Source organism: Clostridium sp. 7_2_43FAA (genome assembly GCF_000158375.2).
GTDB lineage: Bacteria > Bacillota > Clostridia > Clostridiales > Clostridiaceae > Clostridium > Clostridium tertium.
In genome coordinates this window covers 499,917-525,989 of record NZ_JH815222.1, presented here as the reverse complement: position 1 = coordinate 525,989, position 26,073 = coordinate 499,917, and the positions used below count along the sequence as shown (strand labels likewise).

22 protein-coding genes are annotated in these 26,073 nt (G+C 27.4%); 3 read left to right on the top strand and 19 right to left on the bottom strand.

What is annotated here, in order from left to right; translation table 11 throughout:
• Nucleotides 1-9 precede the first annotated feature (9 nt).
• The 3 genes from hrcA to CSBG_RS04030 all read right to left on the bottom strand — a co-directional run bounded on the left by hrcA (nt 10) and on the right by CSBG_RS04030 (nt 2,755).
• Nucleotides 10-1,041 (bottom strand): heat-inducible transcriptional repressor HrcA, encoded by a 1,032-nt coding sequence (hrcA, locus tag CSBG_RS04040; RefSeq protein ID WP_008677301.1) that lies wholly within the window; start codon nt 1,039-1,041, stop codon nt 10-12.
• Nucleotides 1,042-1,230: 189 nt separating this feature from the next.
• Nucleotides 1,231-2,364, bottom strand: coding sequence for a radical SAM family heme chaperone HemW (gene hemW, locus CSBG_RS04035; RefSeq protein WP_035285638.1), 1,134 nt, complete (start codon nt 2,362-2,364; stop codon nt 1,231-1,233).
• Between the two features lie 121 nt (nt 2,365-2,485).
• The gene (locus tag CSBG_RS04030; RefSeq protein WP_008677297.1) at nt 2,486-2,755 is read right to left on the bottom strand and encodes a hypothetical protein; all 270 of its coding nucleotides are present in this window, start codon (nt 2,753-2,755) and stop codon (nt 2,486-2,488) included.
• A 246-nt stretch (nt 2,756-3,001) separates the two neighbouring features.
• Between CSBG_RS04030 and CSBG_RS04025 the strand changes: the two genes are divergently transcribed.
• Nucleotides 3,002-3,913 carry a patatin-like phospholipase family protein gene (locus tag CSBG_RS04025; RefSeq protein WP_008677295.1) on the top strand — a complete coding sequence of 304 codons (912 nt, stop codon included), beginning with the start codon at nt 3,002-3,004 and terminating at the stop codon, nt 3,911-3,913.
• A 127-nt stretch (nt 3,914-4,040) separates the two neighbouring features.
• Here CSBG_RS04025 and lepA read toward each other — a convergent pair whose 3' ends face one another.
• The 4 genes from lepA to gpr form a co-directional block, all read right to left on the bottom strand.
• Entirely contained in the window at nt 4,041-5,849 is a 1,809-nt protein-coding gene (lepA, locus tag CSBG_RS04020; protein WP_008677294.1) for a translation elongation factor 4, read from the bottom strand.
• Between the two features lie 137 nt (nt 5,850-5,986).
• Nucleotides 5,987-6,514, bottom strand: coding sequence for a hypothetical protein (locus CSBG_RS04015; RefSeq protein WP_008677293.1), 528 nt, complete (start codon nt 6,512-6,514; stop codon nt 5,987-5,989).
• 65 nt (nt 6,515-6,579) lie between these two features.
• Nucleotides 6,580-7,680: a stage II sporulation protein P gene (locus tag CSBG_RS04010; protein ID WP_008677292.1), complete on the bottom strand. Its 1,101-nt coding sequence runs from the start codon at nt 7,678-7,680 to the stop codon at nt 6,580-6,582.
• A gap of 77 nt (nt 7,681-7,757) precedes the next feature.
• Nucleotides 7,758-8,732 carry a GPR endopeptidase gene (gene gpr / locus CSBG_RS04005; protein WP_008677291.1) on the bottom strand — a complete coding sequence of 325 codons (975 nt, stop codon included), beginning with the start codon at nt 8,730-8,732 and terminating at the stop codon, nt 7,758-7,760.
• A gap of 175 nt (nt 8,733-8,907) precedes the next feature.
• Between gpr and rpsT the strand changes: the two genes are divergently transcribed.
• Complete coding sequence (rpsT, locus tag CSBG_RS04000; protein ID WP_008677290.1) at nt 8,908-9,171, top strand: 30S ribosomal protein S20; 264 nt, start codon at nt 8,908-8,910, stop codon at nt 9,169-9,171.
• Between the two features lie 45 nt (nt 9,172-9,216).
• Here the strand turns inward: rpsT and holA are convergent, their stop codons facing one another.
• The 12 genes from holA to helD all read right to left on the bottom strand — a co-directional run bounded on the left by holA (nt 9,217) and on the right by helD (nt 24,868).
• A complete protein-coding gene (gene holA / locus CSBG_RS03995) occupies nt 9,217-10,248 on the bottom strand; it encodes a DNA polymerase III subunit delta (protein WP_008677289.1) in 1,032 nt (343 codons plus the stop codon).
• 16 nt (nt 10,249-10,264) lie between these two features.
• Nucleotides 10,265-11,824 carry a ComEC/Rec2 family competence protein gene (locus CSBG_RS03990; RefSeq protein ID WP_147567998.1) on the bottom strand — a complete coding sequence of 520 codons (1,560 nt, stop codon included), beginning with the start codon at nt 11,822-11,824 and terminating at the stop codon, nt 10,265-10,267.
• A gap of 153 nt (nt 11,825-11,977) precedes the next feature.
• Nucleotides 11,978-14,476 (bottom strand): cation-transporting P-type ATPase, encoded by a 2,499-nt coding sequence (locus tag CSBG_RS03985; RefSeq protein WP_008677285.1) that lies wholly within the window; start codon nt 14,474-14,476, stop codon nt 11,978-11,980.
• Between the two features lie 170 nt (nt 14,477-14,646).
• Entirely contained in the window at nt 14,647-15,003 is a 357-nt protein-coding gene (gene spoVAE / locus CSBG_RS03980; protein ID WP_008677283.1) for a stage V sporulation protein AE, read from the bottom strand.
• 15 nt (nt 15,004-15,018) lie between these two features.
• A complete protein-coding gene (gene spoVAD / locus CSBG_RS03975) occupies nt 15,019-16,053 on the bottom strand; it encodes a stage V sporulation protein AD (protein WP_008677282.1) in 1,035 nt (344 codons plus the stop codon).
• A gap of 15 nt (nt 16,054-16,068) precedes the next feature.
• A complete protein-coding gene (spoVAC, locus tag CSBG_RS03970; protein ID WP_008677280.1) occupies nt 16,069-16,539 on the bottom strand; it encodes a stage V sporulation protein AC in 471 nt (156 codons plus the stop codon).
• Between the two features lie 182 nt (nt 16,540-16,721).
• Complete coding sequence (gene sigF, locus CSBG_RS03965) at nt 16,722-17,477, bottom strand: RNA polymerase sporulation sigma factor SigF (protein ID WP_008677279.1); 756 nt, start codon at nt 17,475-17,477, stop codon at nt 16,722-16,724.
• A 9-nt stretch (nt 17,478-17,486) separates the two neighbouring features.
• Nucleotides 17,487-17,918 carry an anti-sigma F factor gene (gene spoIIAB, locus CSBG_RS03960; RefSeq protein ID WP_008677277.1) on the bottom strand — a complete coding sequence of 144 codons (432 nt, stop codon included), beginning with the start codon at nt 17,916-17,918 and terminating at the stop codon, nt 17,487-17,489.
• Between the two features lie 14 nt (nt 17,919-17,932).
• Nucleotides 17,933-18,268, bottom strand: coding sequence for an anti-sigma F factor antagonist (spoIIAA, locus tag CSBG_RS03955; protein WP_035284999.1), 336 nt, complete (start codon nt 18,266-18,268; stop codon nt 17,933-17,935).
• Nucleotides 18,269-18,683: 415 nt separating this feature from the next.
• Nucleotides 18,684-20,993: an AAA family ATPase gene (locus tag CSBG_RS03950; RefSeq protein WP_008677274.1), complete on the bottom strand. Its 2,310-nt coding sequence runs from the start codon at nt 20,991-20,993 to the stop codon at nt 18,684-18,686.
• 284 nt (nt 20,994-21,277) lie between these two features.
• Nucleotides 21,278-22,450 carry an FprA family A-type flavoprotein gene (locus CSBG_RS03945; protein ID WP_008677273.1) on the bottom strand — a complete coding sequence of 391 codons (1,173 nt, stop codon included), beginning with the start codon at nt 22,448-22,450 and terminating at the stop codon, nt 21,278-21,280.
• Between the two features lie 135 nt (nt 22,451-22,585).
• Complete coding sequence (gene helD, locus CSBG_RS03940; protein WP_008677271.1) at nt 22,586-24,868, bottom strand: RNA polymerase recycling motor HelD; 2,283 nt, start codon at nt 24,866-24,868, stop codon at nt 22,586-22,588.
• Nucleotides 24,869-25,120: 252 nt separating this feature from the next.
• Between helD and CSBG_RS03935 the strand changes: the two genes are divergently transcribed.
• Entirely contained in the window at nt 25,121-25,765 is a 645-nt protein-coding gene (locus CSBG_RS03935; RefSeq protein WP_008677269.1) for a TrkA C-terminal domain-containing protein, read from the top strand.
• Nucleotides 25,766-26,073: the final 308 nt, after the last annotated feature.

The window sequence follows — 26,073 nt, the reverse complement described above, 5'->3', positions numbered from 1 at the left end:
TCATCTCTTTTATTCTATAATTTGATTTCTTAAGCTTTTATTTAACTCTTTCATAACTTGCCCCATAATAGCTATAACCTTAGAGTAGTTTATCCTCTTTGGTCCAATTAATCCAATCTTACCAATAGGTCTTCCATCCAATGAATACTCCGCTGATATAATTGAACAATCCTTAGCCTCTGGAAAATAATTTTCATCACCTATTCTTATGGTAATATCACTACTAGGTTCTATCAAATCTATTAAATTATCTTTATCATTAATTAAAGAAAGAATTTCCTTAGCTTTTTCAATATTATTATACTCAGGATAATTAAATATATTTGTAGTTCCTTCAACAAATACTTCTGTATTGTTAGCTTCTTTTAATGTTTCATATAAAGCAGGTAATATTCCATTAAATAGTTCATCGTAGCCATTTAATTCTACTTTGAGCTTATTAATTACTTCCAAATTAATTTCTTCAATAGTTAAATTCCTTAGCCTTATATTTAAGACTTCATTTATCATTCGAATAGTTTCAGGCTTTGGCATATTATTTATTCTTATTCTGTGATTCTTAATAATTCCACTATCTGCTACTATTACTGAAACCAAATTATGACTATCAATAGTAAGTAATTGAATAGATCTTATATAGCTACTTCTTACAGATGGAGTCTGTACTACAGTAGTTAAATTAGTAAGCTCTGATAACAATGAACAAGCTTGCTTTACTATCTTATCAACCTCATACATTGCTGAATTTATAATGTACTCCCTTATTTTAAGCTCCTCTTCTCGAGTTAGCCTTCCAGTTTCCATTAGCTTATCTACATATAGCCTATATCCTTTGTTTGAAGGTATTCTACCTGCAGATGTATGTGGTTGCTCTAGATAACCCATTTCTTCTAAATCAGCCATTTCATTTCTTATTGTAGCTGATCCAACTCCTAAATCATATTTCTTAGCTATTGTCCTTGAACCTACTGGTTCCCCTGTCATGATATAGTCATTAATGATAGCCTGAAGTATTTTTATTTTTCTTTCATCAATAGCCATTACATCACCTCTATCTGTTAGCACTCATTATAATCGAGTGCTAATGACTACAATATCAATATATTCCTTATTACCTTTTTTGTCAATTTGAATAACTTATAAATTAAATAATCTCATTTAATTTTATTAATTTATCATTATTTTTCTCTACTTTTTTAACATATTCTCTTGTTTTCTAGGCACTCCATTTTATAATATAAAATCACTCATAACCAAATTAGATAACTCAATCCCTTTATCAGTTAGCCTTAAAATATCATTTTCTAATACAAGTAACTTTTTGTTTATATTTTTCTCTATAACATCTTTATATATACTATTTATGTGTATTCCAAATCTTCCTTTAAATTCATTAATGCTTACTCCTACATTCATTCTAAGTCCCATAAATATAAATTCTTCCATATTATCTTCTTTTGAATTTTCAATTACTTCTTCTATGACACTCTCGTTACTATTAACTTTTTCTATATAAGACTTTACATCTTCTATATTTTTTATTCTTTTTCCATCTATAAATGAACTTGAAGCAGATCCAACTCCTAAATAATCATCACATCGCCAATAAACCTTATTATGATAGCACTCATACCCTGGTTTTGAATAATTAGATATTTCATACTGATTATATCCATGCTCCTTAAGTATTTCCTTAGTAGTTGAATACATCTCCCTCTCATCATCCTCTGAAGGTAATATTAGTTTGTTTCTTTCCCATAGTTTATAAAATACTGTTCCTTCCTCTATAATCAGACTATACGCAGAAATATGCTCGGGGTTTAACTTTGCAATTGTTTCTAGAGATTCTTTCCACTCATCTACTTTTTGATTTGGCAATCCAAACATCAGATCTACATTTATATTCTTAAAGCCAACTTTCCTAGCTAAATTGAAATTTTCTTCAAATTGCTTAAAACTATGTATTCTTCCTATATCTTTTAAAAGTGAATTTTGTACTGCTTGAAGTCCCATGCTTATTCTATTTACACCACCACTTAGCATAGTTTCTAATTTTTCTTTTTCTAATGCTCCAGGATTACATTCCATAGTAAATTCCATATTTTCAGTTAGATTAAGTTTGCTTATAGTTTTTAGTAATTTATATATTTGATTAATTTCCAAATAAGATGGAGTTCCTCCGCCTATAAATATACTTTTTATTTTATAGTCTATTACTTTTTCATCTATTTCCTTGCATAATGCATCTACATAATCATCTTTAAGATGATCTAATGAGGCATAAGATGGAAAATCACAATAAAAACATTTTTGTTTACAAAACGGTATATGTATATAAAGTGCTATTTCTTTTAAATCTTTCATTTGTATAATCACTCTTTCTCTCATTTAAATTTCTCTTTATTGCTATTATACAGAACTACTCCAAAATGAAAAGGTAAAAAATAGGAGAATAAATTATATAATATAATTTATTCTCCTATTTTTATATTTCTATAAGATCTATATTAATAATGTTGTGCAATACTATATCCTTTTGCGCTCGTCGAATCTTTGTATCGATTACATTACCTTCTAAATTCACCTTCATTGTTGCATTTAATCCGTTTCTTAAAATATATGTTTCTAATTTATGACTAACCATTGATATTAATGATGTTTCTCCATTTTTTCTTTTAATGGTACCAGTTACTAACCCTGAATTTCTTAATACTTTTCCCTTCTTTTTTAAATCCCTCAATTTTGCCTCTAGCATAACATACACCTCACTTAAATATTTTATACAATTTAAATATATTTTCCTTTATTAACTTTAATTACAAATATATTTATTAAGTAAATAATTTTATAAAAAAATTTATATATTCTACTGATTGCCTACATAATTAAGATAATGCCCTATTAAATTTTTATTGTAACTTCTATGTCAATAACTCTTTAATTGAATATATTATTTATAGATTATCACTTGAAAAATAGTTTGTATAAGGAGAGATTTATTTTGAAAACATTTAAAATACTCGCCTTCGATGGTGGTGGAATTAAAGGTGCTTTAAGTGTCGAAATTTTAAATAGAATTTGTTCGAAATATCCCAACTTTTTAGATGAAGTAGATTTATTTACAGGCACTTCAACTGGTTCAATAATTGCTTCATTGCTAGCAAAAGAAGTTTCTATTAATGAGATAAGTAATTTATACAGTAATCCTACTGCGAAAAAAATTTTTTCTCCATCTCATTTTAATTTATTTCGTCCCAAGTTTAATAATATTAATTTGAAGAATATTATCTCAAATTATTTCGATGACAACCTAAAAGTTGGAGACTTAAAAAAATTTATTTTTATTCCTGCTTTTCATGTAAAGGGATTAAACAAAAATACTTGGGAACCAATATTCTTTAATAATTTATCTAAAAATCCAACATGTGATTTTAGTGTAAAAGATACTATCTTATCAAGCTCAGCTGCCCCTACATACTTTCCATCATATAAAGGTTTTGTCGATGGAGGCGTTATTGCTAATTCTCCTACAGCTATTTCATTATTAGCAGCTTTAGCAGCTCTTGGCCCTTCTTATAGCCTGGAGCAGATAAGACTACTTTCTATAGGTACTGGTGATAGTCCTGAAAGGATTAACGGCAAAACAGAAAAATGGGGAATTTTACAATGGTCATTTCACCCCCTAGCTAAAATGAAATCCCCATTATTAGCTCTTTTAATGGATGGAATGTCCGATTTAGAAGATATGTACTGCAAAGAAATTTTAAAATCTAAATATTTTAGGATAAATCCAAAGGTCTCTAAGTTTATTGAAATGGATGATTATAAATTTATTCCTTACTTGAAGTTAGTAGCTAATACTTACGACTTATCATCTTTATACAATTATATCGAAAGTATTTATTTAAAATAATTTAATATAATGCACAACTTTAAGTAAATTTAAATATAATAAATTATAATATTACCACCTTACTCTTATAGTTATCTATCAAAAAGGCTAAGTTTCTTTATGAAACTTAGCCTTTTGATATTTGAATTTATTTATCTACTTTAAGAACTGCCATGAATGCTTCTTGTGGTATTTCAACCGATCCCACTTGTCTCATTCTCTTCTTTCCTTCTTTTTGCTTTTCTAACAGCTTCTTCTTTCTTGATATATCTCCACCATAACATTTAGCAAGAACGTCTTTTCTCATAGCCTTAACTGTTTCTCTTGCTATTATCTTTGAACCAACTGCTGCTTGAATTGGAACTTCAAACATTTGTCTCGGAATTATTTCTTTTAGCTTTTCAGCAATTCCTCTTCCTTTTTCGTAAGCTTTTTCTCTTGGTACTATCATAGATAAAGCATCTACAACATCTCCATTTAACATTATATCAAGCTTAACTAGCTCAGTTTGAGTATATCCCTTAAATTCATAATCTAATGATGCATATCCTCTTGTTCTAGATTTTAATGTATCAAAGAAATCATATACTATTTCATTTAATGGAATATCATAATTTATAGAAACCCTTGTTTCCTCTAAATATTGCATGTCAATAAAGGTTCCTCTTCTTTCTTGACATAATTCCATTACAGCTCCAACATAGTCAGAAGGTGATATTATACTTGCCTTAACTATTGGCTCCTCCATGTATTCTATCTCTGTTGCTTCTGGAAGGTTTGTAGGATTTGTAAGTTCTATTATATCACCATTAGTTTTTATTACCTTGTATATAACTGATGGTGCAGTTGTAATTATATCTAAATTAAATTCTCTTTCAATTCTTTCTTGAATTATTTCCATATGTAATAATCCTAAGAATCCACATCTAAATCCAAAACCTAAAGCTATAGATGTTTCTGGCTCAAAACTTAAAGCAGCATCGTTTATTTGAAGCTTTTCTAAAGCATCTTTAAGCTCTTGGTATTTTGCTCCATCTACAGGATAAATTCCTGAATATACCATTGGTACTGCTGGCTTATATCCTGGCATAGCTTCAGCTGTTGGTCTATCTGCTTCAGTTATAGTATCACCAACTCTTGCATCTCTTACATTTTTAATAGATGCAGCTATATATCCTACATCTCCTGCACGTAATTCAGCTATCGGTAGTGTCTTAGGAGTAAATACCCCTACTTCTGTAACTTCGCATACCTTATTTGTAGCCATTAACTTAATTTTAGTTCCTGGCTTAACTACACCATCGAATATTCTTACATATGAAACAACACCTTTATAACTGTCATAATATGAATCAAATATTAAAGCTTTAAGAGGTGCATCTTCATCTCCATCTGGCGCAGGTATATTTTCTACTACTGTTTCTAAAACATCTCCTATATTTAACCCTGTTTTAGCAGAAATCATTGGAGCATCTTGTGCCTCTATTCCTATTATATCTTCTATTTCTTGTTTAACTTCATCTGGTCTTGCAGATTGTAAGTCAACTTTATTTATTACTGGAGCTATTTCCAAATCATTGTTTAATGCTAAATAACAATTAGCTAAAGTTTGTGCTTGAACACCTTGTGTAGCATCTACAACTAATATTGCACCTTCACATGCAGCTAAGCTTCTTGAAACTTCATATGTAAAATCTACGTGACCAGGAGTATCTATTAAGTTTAATATATACTCTTCTCCATCTGATCTTCTATATATAAGTCTTGCTGCTTGAGACTTAATAGTTATTCCTCTTTCTCTTTCTATTTCCATATTGTCAAGGATTTGCTCTTCCATTTCTCTTTGTGTTAGAGTTCCTGTGGCTTCTAATAATCTATCAGCTAGGGTTGACTTCCCATGATCTATATGGGCAACTATTGAAAAATTTCTAATATGTTTTTGTCTATTACTACTCATATATAAAACTACAACCGTTTTTTTGGTTAATAGTCACTTCACCCCCATTATAATTAAATCAAAGTAAATTATATCACAATGCCTAGGATACATGTCAATATAAATGTGAAGTTGTTAAACGCTTTAAAATACTATATCTAATTAGATTTTTCTAAAAAGTCATTAACTATTTTATCTAATTTATTATTATTAGTATTTGTATTTTTATCTTTAGGTTCTATATTATTTTCATCATATTGATTACTTTCATTTATATCTTCTTGACTATTTTCATTTATAGAATTTGTTTCTTCATCCTTGTCATCACTCTTTATTTTATCATTAATTTTATTCTTTATACTATTAAATCCATTATATATACTACTACCTAGCATGTAAATTTTTTCTGTTATTGGATTATTAGCATTTATCATAAACTCTTTATCTGATACCTTTATGGTTGTATTTTCATTATTTTCATCTGTAGTATAGATTTTAATTTCTGCATTATCCCTTATAAATTCCTCAAAATCTTCTCCAAATTCTTCTTTTACTAATTGATAATTATCTTCTCCATTCCCTATTGGTGATAATGCTCTAGTATTTACAATATTAATTTGAACAAAACCAATAAGAATTAATAATGAAAATATTAATGTTCCTATTAAGACTTTTTTATTAAACAAAAAAGCACCCCCTAGTATTTTTATTATCTAAAAGGATGCTCATAAATATCAAATTTTATTCAATTTTAATTCCTATTTAAGTGTTCTGCCAAAACTCTTGCTATATATTTTGCAGTTAATTTTGCTTCTTGAGCAGTATTTACATTTGCACCTACTTCTATAAGTACAAAATTGTCACTTAAGCTATAATTGATAGATGTTGCTGCAATTTCATATTCATAAGTGTTTCTAATTATCCCTGGAAATAAAGTATTAGCAGTATTATACAATTCATCCACCAAGGCTTTATTAGCTTCATATCTTGTACTGTTTTGTCCTGTAACAAACATCATCTTAGCTAAATTTTGATCATTTAAATTAACTGTTACTGCATCTTTATTAGCTACGCTATCTCTATGCAAGTCTATTATTATTTTAAAATCACCATACTTATTCAAATAATTTGTTAACGTCTGATTGGATCTTGTATAAGAATCATTATAAGAAACACTATGATTTGTCTTATCGTGAATTACCGATATTCCATACCCTTCTTCTAGTTCCTTCGATAAAACATCACCAACACCTACAACATTAAAGTTACTATCCGTAGTATCTTTTCCTGCTTCTGCATAGTTTTCTGTTGTATGTGTATGGAATATAAGGACTTCTGGCTTTGAGTTATCTAATGCTTTCTTTAAGCTTGGATCATATGCTGCACTTACCTTATTTAATTCTGCAATTTCCTCTGAGGTCATTTTAGCTATACTTTCGTTTTTCAATGAAAACGGTGTTAAACCTTTTATTGCTGAGCCTAAAGCAGAATCTCCTAAAGTACTGTCTTTAAACAAGCTTATTTCTCTTCCAACTATTCCATAAGTACTAAATCCTCTAAGACCTAAAGCCTCTAACGCTACATTCTTTACTGAAAGGTTATTTTCTGCATACTCACCTTCATCATACACTTGAGCTTTTACAACTGGCATAGTGAAATTTAACATTTGAACATATGCATAGCCACCTCGCTCATTGTATTTATTTATAACTCCCATTGCTCTTATAAAAAATACAATAACAGCAAGTATAATTATTACATATCCAAAATTAAAGCCTGATTTAGGTGAGGCTGGTTTTCCCCTAACACTTCTTAGTTTTTGCTTAGGTATAGTTTGTCTTAATGAATACAACGGCAACTCCCCCTTTTCTATATTATTTATATTAGGGGAGTTACATAATTATTAATACTTTTATTAAATTTATTTAATTAATTCATAAATTTATTTATATCTTCCATATCCAAATTAGGTTGTACTGCCATGTTTATTCCATTAGCAATTATTTTTGCTAAAGATTCTATAACCGCATCAACATCTTTAGGAGTTACCATCAAATCTCCAACAAATGGATCTAATATTTCTTTTATTAAATTGCTCTTTTCAACTTTATCCACTGACTTTAACATATTATAAAACTCTTTTCCACTTTCTGCCTTACTTATGAGTTCATCAAGCAATAAATCAATAGTATCATTTGCTATTGTTGATGCATGAACTACAGTCGGAACTCCAATTGCAATAACCTTTACTCCTAACACTTCTTCATTTATTTTCATTCTATGATTGCCAACGCCTGCTCCTGGAGAAATTCCAGTATCACTTATTTGAATAGTCCTATTAACTCTTTCTAATTTTCTAGATCCTAATGCATCTATACATATGACTAAATCTGGTTTTATTCTATCTACTAAAGACTTTACTATTTCTCCTGTTTCTATTCCAGTAACACCTAAAACACCTGGTGATATACAACAAACGGGTCTTACTGAATCATCTATTGCATCTGGCATCACTTGTTTTAAATGTCTAGTTACCATAATTTTTTCTGTTACCTTTGGTCCAAGTGCATCAGGAGTTACATTCCAGTTTCCAAGTCCAACAACTAAAGCTGTCTTTTCTTCTGAGATATCAACCATTCTTTTTAACACATTATCAACAACCTTAGATACTTTATCCATAGATTCTCCATCATAGTGTGTAAATTCTGGAAAATCTATAGTTATATAATTACCCTTAGGTTTTCCAAGTTCCTTTCCTGCTTCATCACTTTCTATAGTTACTGTAGTTATTTTTATATCATCTTCCTTTTCTTCTTCTACAATAACTCCATCTAGTTCCCTTTTATTTTCTTTTGTATACATGTCTCGTGCTTCTATAGCTAAATCTGTTCTTACATTTATCATACTAATACCTCCTAAAATTCTTCCATCCTTCTTATTTTTCCTTAATGTTATAATTTAATACTTGAACTTATAAAGTTTCAATGATATAATCTAGTATGTTAAAAACGAACTCGAACGCAGATTTCCCCAAAGCTGCAAAGAGACCCTATAAAATTATTAAGGGGGTGAATTTAGAATGGCAAATATTAAATCAGCAAAAAAGAGAATTAAAGTTACAGAAGCTAAGACTGCTCAAAACAGAATGATAAAATCAGCTTTAAAAACTGCTATAAAGAAGTTTGAAACTGCTGTTGCTGCAAATAATGCAGAAGAAGCTAACGTTCTTTTCCCTAAGGCTGTTAAAGCTTTAGACATGGCAGCTCAAAAAGGAGTATGTCACAAGAACATGGTAGCTAGAAAGAAATCAAGATTAGCTGCAAAGTTAAACGCTATGGCGTAATCAAATAAGAAGCCGGTCCACTGGACCGGCTATTATTTTACATAATTACTTTACCATAAATATATTAAAAAGCATAAGTTCCATCTCCATAGTTTTATCTATACCAGACGTTTTTAGCTTATTTTCAGTTTCTAAACAAATTTCCATTAATCTTTGCAATTGCTTTACAGTAAATTTATTGCATTGGTTCACAAGCTTTTCGCATATAAAAGTTGGCAATTTATATTTACTTGCAAGATCATTTGTATTAAGCCCATTTTGGCTAAGTATCTTAATTTCATATAATCTTTTGAAATTATTTTCTATATTACTTATTATTAGCATATGTTGATCGCTTTTAAATAATAATTCATCTAGTAAATCAATTGCTTTTTCTGCTTTTCTTTGAGATATTAAATCAATTAAATCAAATATATCATCTTCACTAGAATTAGCTATAAGTTTATCTATATCTCTTTTAGTTATTTGTTTCCCATTAGTATAAGAAATAATTTTATCTGCTTCTCTCTTAATTATATCAAAATTATTTTGGACTTTTTCAGCAAAATATCGTGCTTCTATCTTTCCTATTTCTTTGCCATTAGCTTTAAATACTTCTTCTACCTTTTTATAATATCTGTCTTTTTTAAGCCTATCAAAATAAACTACTTTAGAAACTTTATCTAGTGATTTTATTTTATTATTTTTTTTAGGAGTATCTCTTTTATCATTAAATAAATAATACATTATTAGCACTGTATAAGGTGGTAAATCCTTTAGATATTTTAATACTTCATTATAAATTTTAGTGTTTGCACTATCTGTTTTATCCTTTAAAAATGCTGCTCTATATACAACTACAACTTTCTTATCTCCCATAAAAGGCATTGTTTCACAAGCATTCATAATTTCATCAAAATTTGTAGTTAATCCATCTAACCTTATATAATTTAAATCTAATAAGGATTTGTCTACAGTATTATTTACAATTAAATTTATTCCTTCTTTTATAAGTTCCTCATCTAAACCACAAAAAATATAAGAATTTTCTATTTTATTTTTTTTAACTTCACCTTCTAGTGCATCAAAATCTATCAAATTAATCTACCTTTCTTTAATTAAATACTAAAATCTTATTTTCAAGCAAAATTATCTTACTATAATCGCTCAATTTACAATCTATTATATCATAATTAGAATCATTTTTCCCTTTTGATATTTTAAGTACATAACTCTTATTTCTTCCTTTTAGTATAATATCTTTATTGTATTTTAACATTTGATAATTATCATTTATTCTTATATTATTAAAATCTTTATATGAATTTTGTGATAAAGTTACTATTTTATATTTTTCCAAATCTACACTTTTTTTCAGAGCAACTATACTTCGTTCTCCTTTAAAGCTTATTGCTATTATTCCATCTTTATAATATTCTATCTTAGGAAATGGACTATATACTAACATGTAATAATAGAAAATTAGTATTAATGGAAAATAAATAACTTTTCGATAGCCTTTATAATAAAAATAACATGTAATTGAAATAATAATATAACATATAATTACCATTTCATTTAAATATAAGGCATTTGGAGTTATATTTAGTAACCATTCTGTTGATATATCTATAAATAGTGTTACATAATAAGTTATAAAAGCTATATAGTTAAAAAGAGCATTGAATTTAACTAAAACAGCTAATAAGTTTCCTAGTACAACTACTATATTTATTAAAGGTAATAGTAGTAAATTTCCCATTAGAAATCCCAAAGAAAACTCTTTAAAATATATTATTAAAATTGGAAATGTAAAAACTTGTGATGATAAACAAATAGATATTCCTTCCCTTAAAAACTTTGGGAACTTATATAACTTTTTATTTATTGATTTGTTAAATAGTATTATCCCAAGAGTAGCTAAAAAACTTAGTTGAAACCCTACTTCGAAAACGCTATATGGCTTATATAAAATTAATACAACTCCAGCCATAGATAATGATGCAAGAGGATTATAATTTCTTTTTAAAGGAGTTGCTAAGCCCATAAATAACATCATTATATATGATCTTACAGTTGATAACGCAGCACCTGTAAATATTACATAAATTATAGAAACTATAGGAGCAAGTTTACTTCCAAATATCCTTTTTAATATTGAGTAAACTAGAACCATATGTAGCCCTGATACAGAAATTGCATGAAGTACACCTAAATTTTTCATATCTTCTTCATCATCTCTATCTAAAAAATCTGAGTATCCAAATGATATAGATGTAACTATTGCTGCTCTTCTATATCCTAATTTTTCCTTTAATGAATTAAATATATCTTCTCTAATTCTATATATTTTTCCTTTTAAATCAACATCTAATTTCTTAAAATCATCTACTTTAAACTCTCCTATTACCCCTTTTTCTTGATTTATTTCTTTAGTAAACTCTCCAGTTATTATAAGCCTTTCACCTAATTTAACATTTTTTAAATTACCCGATAAATATATCTTTCTTTTTGATACCTCTGCAGTTGCTCCGTACGAATTAATTGATATTATTCTTACATTCTCTTTTTCACCGACCTCTAAATTATAGTAATAAATATTATTAATTATTGGTATGGAAAAGAAAGCTATAAGTATAATAGTTAACTTCAAATTTATTTTGAATATTAACATTAAAAAAAAATAGCTAGCAATAAGTATTGCTAGCCCAATATTTCTGTTTGAAATTACAAATATATAACTCGATAATATAAAAGTAATAAATATATATGGTAATATATTTATTTTTTCTTCATAATTCAAATGGCAACACCTCATTAATAATTTTTACCATTTTTTTATAATTAAATCTCCTAATAAAAAAATAAATATTAACCACGATATCACAATAACAAATATCATTGAATAAGTAAATTTAGTTATCATAATTAATATGAATAAAGATACTAAATAAATTAATATAGTTAATATTAATAGCTTTACTCCTTTTAAATTTCCTTTTTTAAATATTTGACAATTAATTAAGGTATCTATAATCAGCATTACTCCCATTAAAGAAAATCCTATTATGTCATAATTATCTTTTATAAAATAAATTGCAACTCCAGGTATAACACAAAATAATATACCTCTTAAAACTACCTTTTTCCCTTTATAAACATCATTACCATATATCATATTTATAAGTATTATAGGTGAAAGCATTAAAAAGTTCATTAATATAATAAAATACTCGTCTACTACCGTTCCGCTTGTTATAAAATATTTTAAATTTAAAAATACAATTTCGCATAGCATAGCTATTGTATATATACTTATTCCTCTTTTTATTCCTTCTTCTACTTCAGCATGTTTTTCTTTTAATTTAAAGAAAGCTTTGATACTACTTTTATAAGTATATATGTCTCCCATTTTTTTTAGTAACATTGATAACTTACCTTTAACTATTCCAACCCTTGCTAAACTTATAAGAGAAATATCTCCTAAGGTTTCTCCCTCAATAGAAAACTTATATCCATCAGTATGATATAATGATATAATTTTATTCTTTTGTTCCGGATTTAGTTTACAATAAATCCTCGTTTTAGAAACAACTTTAAGCATTTCCTCATTACTTAAAGATTCTAATTCAACTCCTGTAGTTATCTGTTCTAATGACGATATAAGACCTATTTTCTTACCAAACATTTCAGAAGCTATTTTATTATCTTCAGTAAATATAATTGGTAAGACACCCTGCTCCATAATATTTTCAATATCATCAACTACATCATCAATTAATGGATTCTCTAAAGCTATAATTCCAACAAACACTAAATTACTTTCTATATTTTCAAATTCTGAAGGCTCATAATTAAAACTTCTATATGCAAATGCTTCTGTTACTAATCCTTCTTTTGAAAAATTTAAATCTGTAAGTTTAATCTTAATTATATCCTCTGGAGAAATTTCTCTTTCTATTCCATTAATAAGAATGTGAGTACAACAATTTAATATTCCTTCCAAACTTCCTCTAGAATTTGCTCTATATCCATTTCTATTTTTGTTTACTGTAGTTATAATATTCTCATTAGAGTCTCTTTTTATTTGGAACTTCCTCTTATTTTTACTCTCTAAATTACCTTTGAAAATAGAATTTTCAACACCATATTTTACATATGCTACTTCAAACATATTTCCTTTTGACCAATTATTATCACTATTGTACTTTGCATTATTACAAAGTATTGATATATCTAAAAGTCTTTTGATATTTATATCATTAATATCTATTGCATTATATTTATAAATTTGTTCATTTGTATATAATTTATCTAAAAATAATTCCTTTTTAGTTATAGTCCCAAGCTTATCTAAGAAAAATATTTTTACATCATTAACTAAATCTAAAGCTGAAAAATTTGTTAGTTCAATATCGTCTTCTTTCAAAATTTTTTCTTTTATGTATTTTCCATAATATGTTACTATAAGCGGGATAAATATACAAATTGTCGCAAATATCTCTTGACTAAATAGTTGTTTTTTGTCAATTAATTTCCCAGGAAATACAACTACAAAAATTGCTTGTACAATAATTAAACATAATGCAAGTTTAATTAAAATTTCCTCTACTTTTTTTATAGTAATATCCTTTTTGCTATTTGAATCATCTATTATTCTTATTAATTTTCCTAATTGTGTATTATTCCCAATTTCTACAACAATCCCTTTTCCTGAGCCTTCTTTAACTAAGGATCCTCTAAAAAGAATATTACTTATTTCACCAATAGATAATATTTCATTATCTAGCTTTGTCGAAAACTTATCCTTTAAAAATCTATCTCCAGTTACATTACTTTCATCCACTTTAAGATTTTCACTCTCTATAATTCGAATATCAGCTGCAATTATGGAATTTTTTCTAAAATAAACTATATCTCCTTTTACTAACTCTTCTGCTTCTACTAGCTTCTCTACTCCTTCTCTTAAAACTAGCACTTGAGAAGTATTTAAATTTTGTAAAACTTCTATTTCTTTTTCTTTAGAAACTTCATGATATAACTTAAACCCTAAATTAAATAATAGCAAAAATATAGTTAGTACACTAACTATGTAAAATTTATTAAATAAAAAAAATCCTATAAATAATAAATATAAATACAAGTATTTTTCTTTTAAGATGTCTAATGCTAATTTAAACATTCCTCTAGAATGTGGAAGAGAAATTTTATTATTCCCATCCTCTTCTTTTCTTAAATTACAATCATATTCATAAAGCCCCTTATTTACATTACTCCCAAGTGAATTTACCACCCTTATCCAGCTATTCCCATAATAACTTTTCATTTTCCTCCTCCTACCTCTAATAATTCGCCATTTATTACTATCATTTTTTAAGTTATTTTAATTATATCATTTTTTATATTTAACTAAAAAAAAGAAAAACCTAACACTTATAGTATAAGTTGTTAGGATATTTTTTTAAAGTATTAATTTCTAATATTTTCTATAAACTATTAAGATTTTGTTTTTGGATTAAATATTAATGCCATTATGTATCCAAAGAAAATTGCAGCTGTTATTCCTGCTGCTGTTCCAGTTATTCCACCTGTAAAAGCGCCTATTAATCCTTTTTCTTCAACGGCTTTTATAGCACCTTTTGCAAGTGAGTTTCCAAAGCCAGGCAACGGCACTGTCGCTCCAGCTCCACCTATTTCTACTAATTTATCATATATTCCGAATGCACCTAATATTGCTCCAACAGTTACAAAGATTACTAATATTCTTGCTGGTGTTAACTTTGTTGTATCCATAAGAATTTGTCCTATTACACATATTATTCCACCTACGATAAAAGCATTTAAATACTCCATACTAGTTTCCCCTTTCTATTTTTCTTTAAATTCTATTGCTACAGCATGTGCTATTCCAGGGATACTTTCTCCTTGTAAAGACGAGGTTGTACTCATAAGAGCTCCTGTAGAAATTAATAAAAGATTTTTTATTTCTTTTCTCATTAATTTTTTATAGAAACATCCTGATGATACCACAGCTGAGCATCCACATCCACTTCCACCTGAATCTGTATTTTGAACTGTATCGTCATATATCATATCGCCACAATCAAAATAATTTTCCCTTATATCATATCCATATTCTAATAGTAATTTACATGTTATTTCCTTACCTACTTTACCTAAATCTCCTGTTGCAATTACATCGTAAAATTTAGGATCTCTACCTGTATCCTTGAAATGCCTTGCTATTGTATCTACTGCTGCTGGTGCCATAGCCGCTCCCATATTATTGGGATCTTTTATTCCATAATCTTTTACAACTCCTGTTGTTATATATGTCACTTCTGGAAAATCACCACTTTTTCCAAGAACCATAGCACCTGAACCAGTTACTGTCCACTGAGCTAATGGACTTCTTTGTGACCCATATTCTAAAGGAAACCTAAATTGCCTTTCTGCTGAACTAAAATGTGATGAAGTAGATGCAACAACATAATCTGCAAATCCTCCGTCTATCATCATAGAAGCCACACTTAATGATTCTGACATAGTGGAGCAAGCTCCATATAATCCAAAGAACGGTATATTTAATTTTCTAGCTGCAAAAGATGAAGATGTTATTTGATTTAATAAATCTCCAGCAAATAAATAATCTATATTCTCTTCTTTTAATCCAGCGCGATTTATTGCACTTGTTATTGCTGTATACATCATTTCGCTCTCAGCTTTTTCATAGCTTTCTTTTCCAAACATATCATCATTTAATATTTCATCAAAATATTCCTTCAAAGGTCCTTCACCCTCTTTAGGTCCAACAATAGAATATGTTGCTATTATTTTAGGAGGGTTTTGAAGTTTTACGGTTTGCTTTCCAACTTTTTTTATATTTAAATTATTAGTACTCATAGTGATGCCCCTTTCTTATCTTAATAGTTGTATAAGATAATAAATAATACCTATTATTACAGAACTTCCTATACCATATACTAACACTGGCCCTGCTATAGTAAACATTTTAGCTGCTACTCCAAACACGAAACCTTCCTTTTTAAATTCTATAGCCGGAGCAACAACAGCATTTGAAAAACCTGTTATTGGAACTACTGTTCCTGCACCTCCAAAAGATGCTATTTTATCATATATTCCTACTCCAGTTAATAAAGCTCCTAAAAATACCATAATTATTGGTAACAACATTTTAACTTCTTCTTCTTGAAATCCATATTTAACTAGAAGCGTTTGAAAAATTTGACCTAAAGTACAAATTGCTCCTCCAACTAAAAAAGCTCTTGCACAATTTCTTACTATTTTAGGCTTTGGATTTGTCTGATCAGTAATAGTTTGAAATTTATTTAATATCTGTTGTTCACTTGGTGTCTTTTTTTTAGCCATAATATTACTCCTTTCTAAATATGTATAATTTTATTATTCCAATAATAATAAATATAACACTGGAATATACTTCAAAATTTTTTCAATAAAAAAAATCTTTTGACATAACTTCAAAAGATTTTTTACTATACATTATTCATTTTTTCTTTCCTTTATTATCATTTGTAATTTAAGATTTTTCTTTATTCTTGTAGTTTTTGTTTCATTAAAACTAATACTTTTTTTTCAATTCTAGATACTTGAACCTGACTTATACCAAGCATTTTCGCAACTTGAACTTGTGTTTTATCCTTAAAATATCTAAGCATTATTATTTGTCTTGCCTTACTATCGAGACTTCTTAGTGCTTCTTTTAATGCAATCCTATTTATCATATCACTATCATCTTCACCTTTTTCACTTAGTTTGTCTATAAGTAAAACAGGGGCACCATCATCTTGATGAATAGTATCATATAAATATTGCATACTAGCAGAAGATTCTATAGCAAATAGTATTTCTTCTTTATCTACTCCAGAAAACTGAGATAGTTCTTCAATAGTTGGTTCTCTATCTAATTTTTTAGTTAGCTGCTCTTTGTCAAAATGTAATTTTCTAGCTAAACTTTTTACATTTCTACTGACCTTTATTATTCCATCATCTCTAATAAACCTCTTTATTTCTCCTATTATCATAGGAACTGCATAGGTAGAAAACTTTACATTAAATTTGTCATCAAAATTATTTATAGCTTTAACTAAACCTATAGAACCTATTTGAAATATGTCTTCGTAATCATACCCCCTATTAAGGAATTTTTTACTAATGGATGATACAAGAGGTAAATTCATTTCAATGACTTTATTCATAGCATCTTGATTACCTGCCTTGGCTAGAGGTATTAATTGTGAATTTTCTTCATAATTATACGCCTCTTTTCTTACACTTCCATTTTCCATATACTTCACCTAACTTACTGTGTTGAATTTCTTCTTCATTACAACTTTAGTTCCTTTACCTTCTTCGCTATTTACTTCTAAGCTATCCATAAATGTTTCCATAACTGTAAATCCCATCCCTGATCTTTCTAGCTCTGGCTTTGAAGTATATAATGGTTCCATTGCTTGCTCAACATTTGTAATCCCTCTACCAAAATCTTCAATACTTATAGTTATTTCATCTCCACTTATAGTAGCTTCTATTTTGATTATGCCCTCTTTTTTGTTTTCATAACCATGTATTATAGAATTTGTTACAGCTTCTGATACCGCTGTCTTTACATCTGTTAATTCTTCTACTGTTGGGTCTAATTGGGATACAAATGCAGCAACTGCAACCCTTGCAAACCCTTCGTTTTGGGATTTACTCATTAACTCTATACTCACTTTATTATCTACCATTTTAAACCCCTCCATTAAATATTGACTACAGCTTCATCTATACTGCTATATACATCAATAATTTTATACATACCTGATATTTCAAAAACCTTATTAACAGTTCTATTTATTTCTGCTACACAAAGTTTTCCATCCCTGTTTTGCATTTTCTTGAATCTTCCTATTACTACACCTATTCCAGAGCTATCCATAAATGTTACTCCATTAAAGTTTAATATAACTTTTTTTATGTTATCCCTATCTATCCTATCATCTATTTTAACTCTTACTTCTTCAGCACTATGATGATCTAATTCACCCATTAGGCTAACAACTAGTTTGTCTTCTTTTTTATCGAATTTTAGATACATACAAACTACTCTAAAGTCTTCCTTTAGAGTACCCACCTCCTCAATAGTTATTTCAAATATTTTCCTTCTTTTTCCATAATTTTAACATACTATTTTATTCATAGTCAAATAAAATAATAACTTTTTATCTTATTACTTTTAAATTAATAGAAAATTTTAGTGTTTTATTTATTATTTCATATAAGCTTCATAAACTAATTCAATATATTATATAATTTTTTCTAAATTGGCTCACGTTTTGTTAGCCCATTTAGAAAAAAATTAATATGGAAGTATAAAAGAGGGTAGCGAAACGCGACCCCCTTGTAAAAATTAGATATTAACTTTTTAAAGGTACTAAAGATTTACTTAAATTTAAATAAATTAAATTCTATATTAAAGTAAATTTCTGAAACTAATCCTTTTTCTTATATTTCTATTCCTCTTTTTTTTCTATAACCTTTTTATATTTTTTTAGTTCTAATTGTAAGCTTGTATAAAAATCCTCTAAAGATTCTCCTTCTTCTAATATTAAAGTTTCTATTGCGTCATCTAGATTATCCATAGTATATATATGGAAATCTCCATTTTCTATAGACTTCTCAATTTCTGGTATTAATATTAATTCATCCTTATTTGAAGAAGGAATTAAAACTCCTTTATTTTTAACTGTATCTAAAAAATCACATACTCTATAGAATCCTTCAATTTTTTCATTAACACCTCCAATTGCTTGCACCTCACCTAATTGATTTATAGATCCAGTTACTGCAATTGTTTGCTTTATAGGCCTTTTGCTTAATGAAGATAAAATGCACATAATCTCTGCTACTGATGCACTATCTCCATCGACTAATCCATAAATTTGTTCAAAACTCAAATAAAAATCTACCGGTATTTCTTCATATGGATTAATTATATTATTCAGTAATCCCTTTAATATATTTATTGATTTTTCATGTATTTTTCCACTTAGTCTACTTTCCTTATGAATATCTACTATTCTTCCTGATCCTTTATGAGATACGCACGTTATTCTCATAGGCTTTCCAAAAGAATGATATCCAGTATCTAAAACGGCTAGTGCATTTATAACTCCTACTTTTTTTCCTATAATAGATATTAAAATTTTATTTTCTTTATAAAGTTTATCATATTCATTTTCTATTCTTTCTTTAACATATGCAATATCTACTATATCTTTAGATTCTATCATTAATGAATTTCTCTTTTTTGCATTATCATTAGCCAAAATCATTAATTTTTCTATTTCAGTAGTATCTATATTTATTTTAGTCTTACTATTTGCTGTTCTTGATAAATATTTGATGATTTCATTTACTCCATCCTCTGTAATAGGCATAAGATTATTTCTCTTTACCTTATCCTTTATAGACTTGTTTATATAAGCTGTAACATTATCATTAGTCTCTACAATAGGATTAAACTCAGCTCTTAGTGGAAATAACTTTCTGAAATCTTCATCTAAACTGTATAATGTATCATAAGTCTCTTGATCACCTATTAAAATCACTTTTACATCTATAGGTATTGGTTGTGGCTTTAATCCACTTATTGATATTACTTCCACATATGATTTTGAAATATCATATGTTATTTTGTTAGTTATAAGGGCTTTTTTCAAATGATAATATGAATATGAATTATTAGCAAGTGAACTTACTCTAACAATTAAACATCCACCATTTGCTTTTAATAAAGTTCCTGAGTTTATCAAGGATATATCAGTCGTATACACACCATTATGGTTTTCATACTCTATAAACCCCATTAAATTGTTTAAATTTGGATCCTCTTCATAAATAACAGGTGGCGTAGATCTTAAACTATTGTCCACAAGTAAATGTATATCATACTTATTTATAACTTGATAAAGTTGTTCTTCATCTTCTTCAATATCCATTGTATAACAACTTATAATTTCTTTTTCCATGGATATAAATAATTTTTCTAAATATTCATAAGCTGCATCATCATCTATAAACTCAAGTAAAACCTCATCCTTATATCCCTCCATTTCATTTGCTAGAAAATCACTATATATTTCTTTTAACTTTTTTATTGACTTAGTTTCTATTTCTTTTAATTTTCCTAAAACTGATTCTGCTTTTTTCTTTAAAATAGATGCCTTAGCCACAATAGCTTCTTTTTTGTTTTTTTCTAAATTATCATATTCCCTTTCGCTAATTACTTTTCCACTTATTAATGGAATAAAAGCAAAACCTTTATTTGTAACCTTTACTTCAAAATCTTCCTTCTTTGCCATCTCCATTAATTCACTTATATAATCATTTCTCTTACTTTGTATTTCCTCTATAAGTTCATCCTTTTCATCTTCAGATGATGCATTATAGAACTCCTCTACTATTTCTATATAATTATTTCTTATTTCTTCAACTGCGTCCTTCAGCTTTTTACCATTACCATTGCTAACAAATAATACTTCTGGCTTCTTATCATCCTCTAATGAAACATAGCAAATGTCTTTTGGAGGTTCCAGATATTTATACTGCTCCTCTATATAACCTTGCAGCTTCTTCAGTTTTTCCTTAGAAAATGAATCGATTAAATAAAGATTATAGCCTTCTTTATTTATATTAAGAGCTCTTCCAATCTTTTCATACTCACTATCTATTTCAGGAATCTTTGTTACACTGCCTTTCAGATCACTTTCCTTGAATTTAAAATTAAATTTTACTTCTTGTGAAGTTAACTCTTTTCTCATATATTTTCCACTTTCAAATTGCTTTAGCAATTATTAAGAAGCAGTTTCCCCCCTTTTTTTTAGTATTTACTATATAGATATTCTTAATATGCTTGTTTAGGGAATAAATTTTTCTAATTTAATTATTTTTTTATATATATTATATTAAATATATATGAGAATTTATTATCTATCACCAATACTTTCTTTCTTCATAATTATATATTTTTTGCTAATGTCTAGTTATAAAACAATAAAAGGCCTGTATTTTTCTTATTACAGGCCTTTTGTCTATTTTTTTATAATTACATTAGTTCTATAAACTTATTTACTACTTCTTCTGCATGTTTATAATCTTGTTCTGATGGAACAAAGCAGAATGATAAACCCGGCTCAACTACTTTAAGCTTTAAATCTTTTAGTCTTGACGTTAGCATTCTTACGCCTTCTCCGCTCCATCCATAAGATCCAAATGCTAATGCCGGCTTTCCTCTATTTATTATAGGATTAACTAAGGATAATAAATCCCAAGATGGTTTAACTGCATCTTGATTTATTGTTGGTGATCCAACCATAAATCCTCTTGCTCTTTCTATTTTTGCTATACTTTCTTCTAAAGGAATAGTAGTTATTTCTGTTACATCTACATCATATCCTCTTGCTTCTAGCTTTTCCTTCATAAAGTTAGCCATATTTTCAGTATTTCCATATGCAGAAATATAAAATATTTCCACCTTATTTTTATCTACTTCTACTTCTGTTGCCCATTCTTTATAAAGGTTTAAAATCTTATCAATATTAGCCACATGAACTGGTCCATGGCTAGGCGCAATACACTCTATATTTAAATCTTTTATCTTTTCTAAGCCCATTAATACAAATTTTTTAAATGGTCCCATTATACAATTAAAATAGTATTCCATTTCAACAAAATAATCTTGATTTAAACTTTCTGTAATTCCGCCTTCTGGACAATAATGAGATCCAGTAAAATCACATGTAAATAATAAGTTTCTTTCTTTTACATATGTGAAAATAGTGTCTGGCCAGTGTAAATTAGGTGAACTTATAAATTTAAGACTTGTTTCTCCAAGTGAAATTTCTTCCTTAGCTTCTACAGCATTAAACTCTCTATTTAATATATTTTTCAAATAATTTAATGCAGCTTTAGATGCAACTACTTTTATTTCTGGATAATCTTCAATTAATCTTATAAGAGATCCACTATGATCTAATTCCGTATGCTGAACTATTACATAATCTACTTTTTTATTACCAATTACTTCTTTTAAATTATTTTTAAACTCATCATAAAATCCAGTTTTAACAGTATCTACTACTGCTACTTTTTCGTCATTTATTACGTAAGAGTTATAGGTTGTTCCTTTTTTTGTTTCCATTATTATATCAAATATTTTTAAATCCGGGTCTTTAACCCCTATCCAATATATATTATCTTTTAACTTTTCCTGTAACATATCCCTACCTCCAACTTTACTCTTTTATCTCTATACATTCTAGTAATATTTTACCATAAATATATTTGTCAAACAATTATGAAATTCGACTTTTTTTGTATATTTATTATATATTTTTTAATTATGCTATATTTTTTATATTTTTATCATATCTGTTATATTATCAACTTCTATTATATATTCATAATGCAAGGCTCTTGTTAATGATACATATAAAAGCCTTTGATCTAACAAAGTATTTTTAAAGTTAGACTCACTTGGATTATAAATAATAGTTGCATCAAATTCTAATCCCTTTGTTAAATAAGATGGTATTATCAATATATCATCATTATGCTCTTTTTCATTTCCTTTTATTAATGTTGCTTTAAATAAAGAATTCTTTTTTATAAGTTTTTCTAAAATTTTACCATCTTCTATACCTTTTGTTATTATTGCTATACTACTTTTACCTTTATTCATAACTTCAGTAATTATACTGTTTATATTTTTTATTACATCTTTGCTGTTATTACATTTTATTATTTTAGGAGATTCTCCGTGTCTTAATACAGGTTTTGCTCTTTTTAACTCTAGTCCTTGTGATTCTAATGCACCATTAGCAAAATCTATAATTTCAACTGTAGATCTATAGCTTTGAGTAAGTTGCATATATGTCGCTTTTCCTTCAAAAACCTTTTCTACTATATCACTCCAATTTTTTATTCCTTTATAATAATATATTCCTTGAGCAATATCTCCAACTAAAGTAAGAGAATTCCCCTTAGTTAATCTATTTACTAAATAAATTTGGAATGGATTATAGTCTTGTGCTTCATCTACTACTATATGTGAATATTTTTCTTTTTCTTCAACACCTTCTAAAAGAATATTAATATATAAAAGTGGTGCTAAATCATCTTCATCTATAATTCCCCTATTATAATTTGAAATGATTTCTTCTTTCATAAATTCTGATAATTCTTTTGGTATCTTATTTAAAGTTGCAAGTTCAAAAAATTCTTCATTTTTAAATAAATCAACATATATATCCTTAGAGGTTATTCCCCTCCAACTTTTAAAATAATCATTCATTTCTTTTTTTGAGTTGTTTTTTATATTACTTTTTATTTCATCTCTTTCTGAATAAATTTTTATCAATTGCTTCCTTCTATCTTCACAATCCTCTTGTTTATTTTTTATCTCTTTAATTCTTATATCCCATTCTAAATCTACTTGCAGGCAAAGAACTCCTATTCTCTCTTTAAGCTTTAATCCTAGATATCTTTTTATTTCATCCTTTCTTTTATTTATTGGATAATTTTTTAAGTCTTTAAGATAAAGCCTCATTATTTCCCTTTTGTTAAATAATACATAATTACCAATCATTATGTCTGTTATATCAACAGAATCGCTTTCTAATAATGTAATGTATCTATCTATAATAGATTTAAAGGTTAATGTTCCTTTTATTTTAGATGCATTTATTATTAATTTACATTTCTCTGCATCTGTAGACTCAATTAACTCCTTAAGTTTTTCATCTTTTCCCTTTACCTTGCTTCTAACTTTTAAATGATTAAGTACCAAATCTTGAAAAGTAGTTTGTTTTACTTCATCAACACCTAAATTCGGTAATATATCTGAAATATAATCTAAGAATAACTTATTAGGAGCTAGAACTAAAATATCTTTTCCACTCATCGTTTCTGAGTATCTATAAATCAAATATGCCAGCCTATGTAAAGCTATAGTAGTTTTCCCAGAACCAGCCGATCCCTGAACTATAATAGGTAGATTCTTTGGCCACCTTATAATATCATTTTGTTCCTTTTGAATAGTTGCTACTACTTCTTTTAATTTTTTTCCTCTACTTTCCTCAAGATTTATTTTTAAAAATTCATCAACTAAGTCATTTCCTTCATCACTAGTTTTTATTATAATTTCATTTATTCCTTCATCGAATATTTCTTTTAATGAATCTTCTTTAAATAAAAATTTTCTTTTTAGTGATAAGTTTCCTTCAATTATTCCTATAGGCGATTTATAATATGCATATCCTCCAGTTCCACTATAATATAAATCTGCTACTGGAGTTCTCCAATCTACTACTATTTCTTCTCCATCTAAAGTTGAACTTACTGATTGTTTGCCTATATATATACTTTCATCACGACCTCTCAATTCTCTAAAATCAACTCTACCAAAATAAGGAACCTTTATAGCCTCCTCATAATTTTTTATATCTTTTCTTAACACAGAATATATTTTTTCTGTAGTTTCTTTTTCTTCGTTATAATTTCCTTTTGATTCCTTTGTTAAAGCTCTCAACTTACTTTCTATACCTTCATAACTCTTTTTTTTCTCTAAAAGCTCCGTATCTATCTTTTTCCTTTTTTCCTTTAATATTTCTTGTTCTAATTTTAAATCCTTATTCATATTTTTACCTCTAAATTCAACTAATGCCTTAATTATAGGCTAATTAGATTCTAAATTCAATTATTATAGTATATAAACTAATCAAGTAAAAACTATTAACTATCAAAAGCATAAAATCTCATATATTCCAATTATTTACTATACCCAAAACATTTATTCCTTTTCTTACCCATTTATAAATTATAAATTTCAATAAGTATTTTACTTTCCAATATTGTGTGTTAGAATCTTATCGTAAAGGAGATGTTAATATTGTCTAAACAAACTAAAACACCTAACTATATAAAAATAGCTGTTGATATAGCTCATAGAATAATAAATAATGAATTTTTGGAAGGAAGTAAGATTACAGGAAGAACAACTTTAGTTAGTATATATAATGTATCTCCAGAAACTATTAGAAGATCATTAGCCTTATTAAAAGATATGAATGTTGTTACTATTAATGAAAAAAGCGGGATTATAATAAATAATAAGACTTATGCAAAAGAGTTTTTAAATAAATTCAAAACAAAATCAGATTTTACTCATTTAAATAGCGACACTTTTGACTTAATAAAAAAAAGGAAAGATATCGATAATAAGCTTGAAAAAAATATTAATGCAATAATTGAATTTGCTACTCAACTAAGAAATGTTGGTTCTATTATTCCCTTTGAAAGTATAGTAGAAGAAAATAGTATTGCTGTAGATAAAAGTATTGGTGAACTCGACTTTTGGCATAATACAAAAGCTACTATAATTGCTGTTAAGAGGGATGGAGATTTATTTTTATCACCAGGACCATACTTTAAAATACATTCACAAGATATAGTAGTTTATGTTGGAGAAGATTCAGTTCTAGAAACAGTTAAAAATTATATTTCTTTACCATCATCTGATAAAGAAAAAGAATAACAGCGAGAGAATAGATAATTCTGTGTAATTATTATTTTTATTGTTTTAATATTACTGGAAATTTTCATTTCCAGTAATATTTTTTTATATTTAAGAAATACTAATAATGTTTCTTATTACCTTTTTTAGTATTTCAAAAAAATCAAATAGTATGCATATAATTTATAAAAAGTACAAGCTTCTAAGCTAATTCATCTTTTAATTGATCTTCAAATACTATTGAAAGCTCCGCTAGCGTAGCTCCCCAATTATGTATAGGTTGGGTCCATTTTTCTAATATCTCCATTGTTGCTAAGTAAACACATTTA

Bases quoted from the DNA above. Each gene is read 5' to 3' on its own strand.
- hrcA (WP_008677301.1), bottom strand. From the start codon at position 1,041: ATGGCTATTGATGAAAGAAAAATAAAAATACTTCAGGCTATCATTAAT.
- hemW (WP_035285638.1), bottom strand. From the start codon at position 2,364: ATGAAAGATTTAAAAGAAATAGCACTTTATATACATATACCGTTTTGT.
- CSBG_RS04030 (WP_008677297.1), bottom strand. From the start codon at position 2,755: ATGCTAGAGGCAAAATTGAGGGATTTAAAAAAGAAGGGAAAAGTATTA.
- lepA (WP_008677294.1), bottom strand. From the start codon at position 5,849: ATGAGTAGTAATAGACAAAAACATATTAGAAATTTTTCAATAGTTGCC.
- gpr (WP_008677291.1), bottom strand. From the start codon at position 8,732: ATGATAAATGTAAGAACAGATTTAGCTATAGAAGCACGAGACATGTAT.
- rpsT (WP_008677290.1), top strand. From the start codon at position 8,908: ATGGCAAATATTAAATCAGCAAAAAAGAGAATTAAAGTTACAGAAGCT.
- CSBG_RS03990 (WP_147567998.1), bottom strand. From the start codon at position 11,824: ATGTTAATATTCAAAATAAATTTGAAGTTAACTATTATACTTATAGCT.
- CSBG_RS03985 (WP_008677285.1), bottom strand. From the start codon at position 14,476: ATGAAAAGTTATTATGGGAATAGCTGGATAAGGGTGGTAAATTCACTT.
- spoVAE (WP_008677283.1), bottom strand. From the start codon at position 15,003: ATGGAGTATTTAAATGCTTTTATCGTAGGTGGAATAATATGTGTAATA.
- spoVAD (WP_008677282.1), bottom strand. From the start codon at position 16,053: ATGAGTACTAATAATTTAAATATAAAAAAAGTTGGAAAGCAAACCGTA.
- spoVAC (WP_008677280.1), bottom strand. From the start codon at position 16,539: ATGGCTAAAAAAAAGACACCAAGTGAACAACAGATATTAAATAAATTT.
- sigF (WP_008677279.1), bottom strand. From the start codon at position 17,477: ATGGAAAATGGAAGTGTAAGAAAAGAGGCGTATAATTATGAAGAAAAT.
- spoIIAB (WP_008677277.1), bottom strand. From the start codon at position 17,918: ATGGTAGATAATAAAGTGAGTATAGAGTTAATGAGTAAATCCCAAAAC.
- spoIIAA (WP_035284999.1), bottom strand. From the start codon at position 18,268: ATGTATCTAAAATTCGATAAAAAAGAAGACAAACTAGTTGTTAGCCTA.
- CSBG_RS03950 (WP_008677274.1), bottom strand. From the start codon at position 20,993: ATGAGAAAAGAGTTAACTTCACAAGAAGTAAAATTTAATTTTAAATTC.
- CSBG_RS03945 (WP_008677273.1), bottom strand. From the start codon at position 22,450: ATGTTACAGGAAAAGTTAAAAGATAATATATATTGGATAGGGGTTAAA.
- helD (WP_008677271.1), bottom strand. From the start codon at position 24,868: ATGAATAAGGATTTAAAATTAGAACAAGAAATATTAAAGGAAAAAAGG.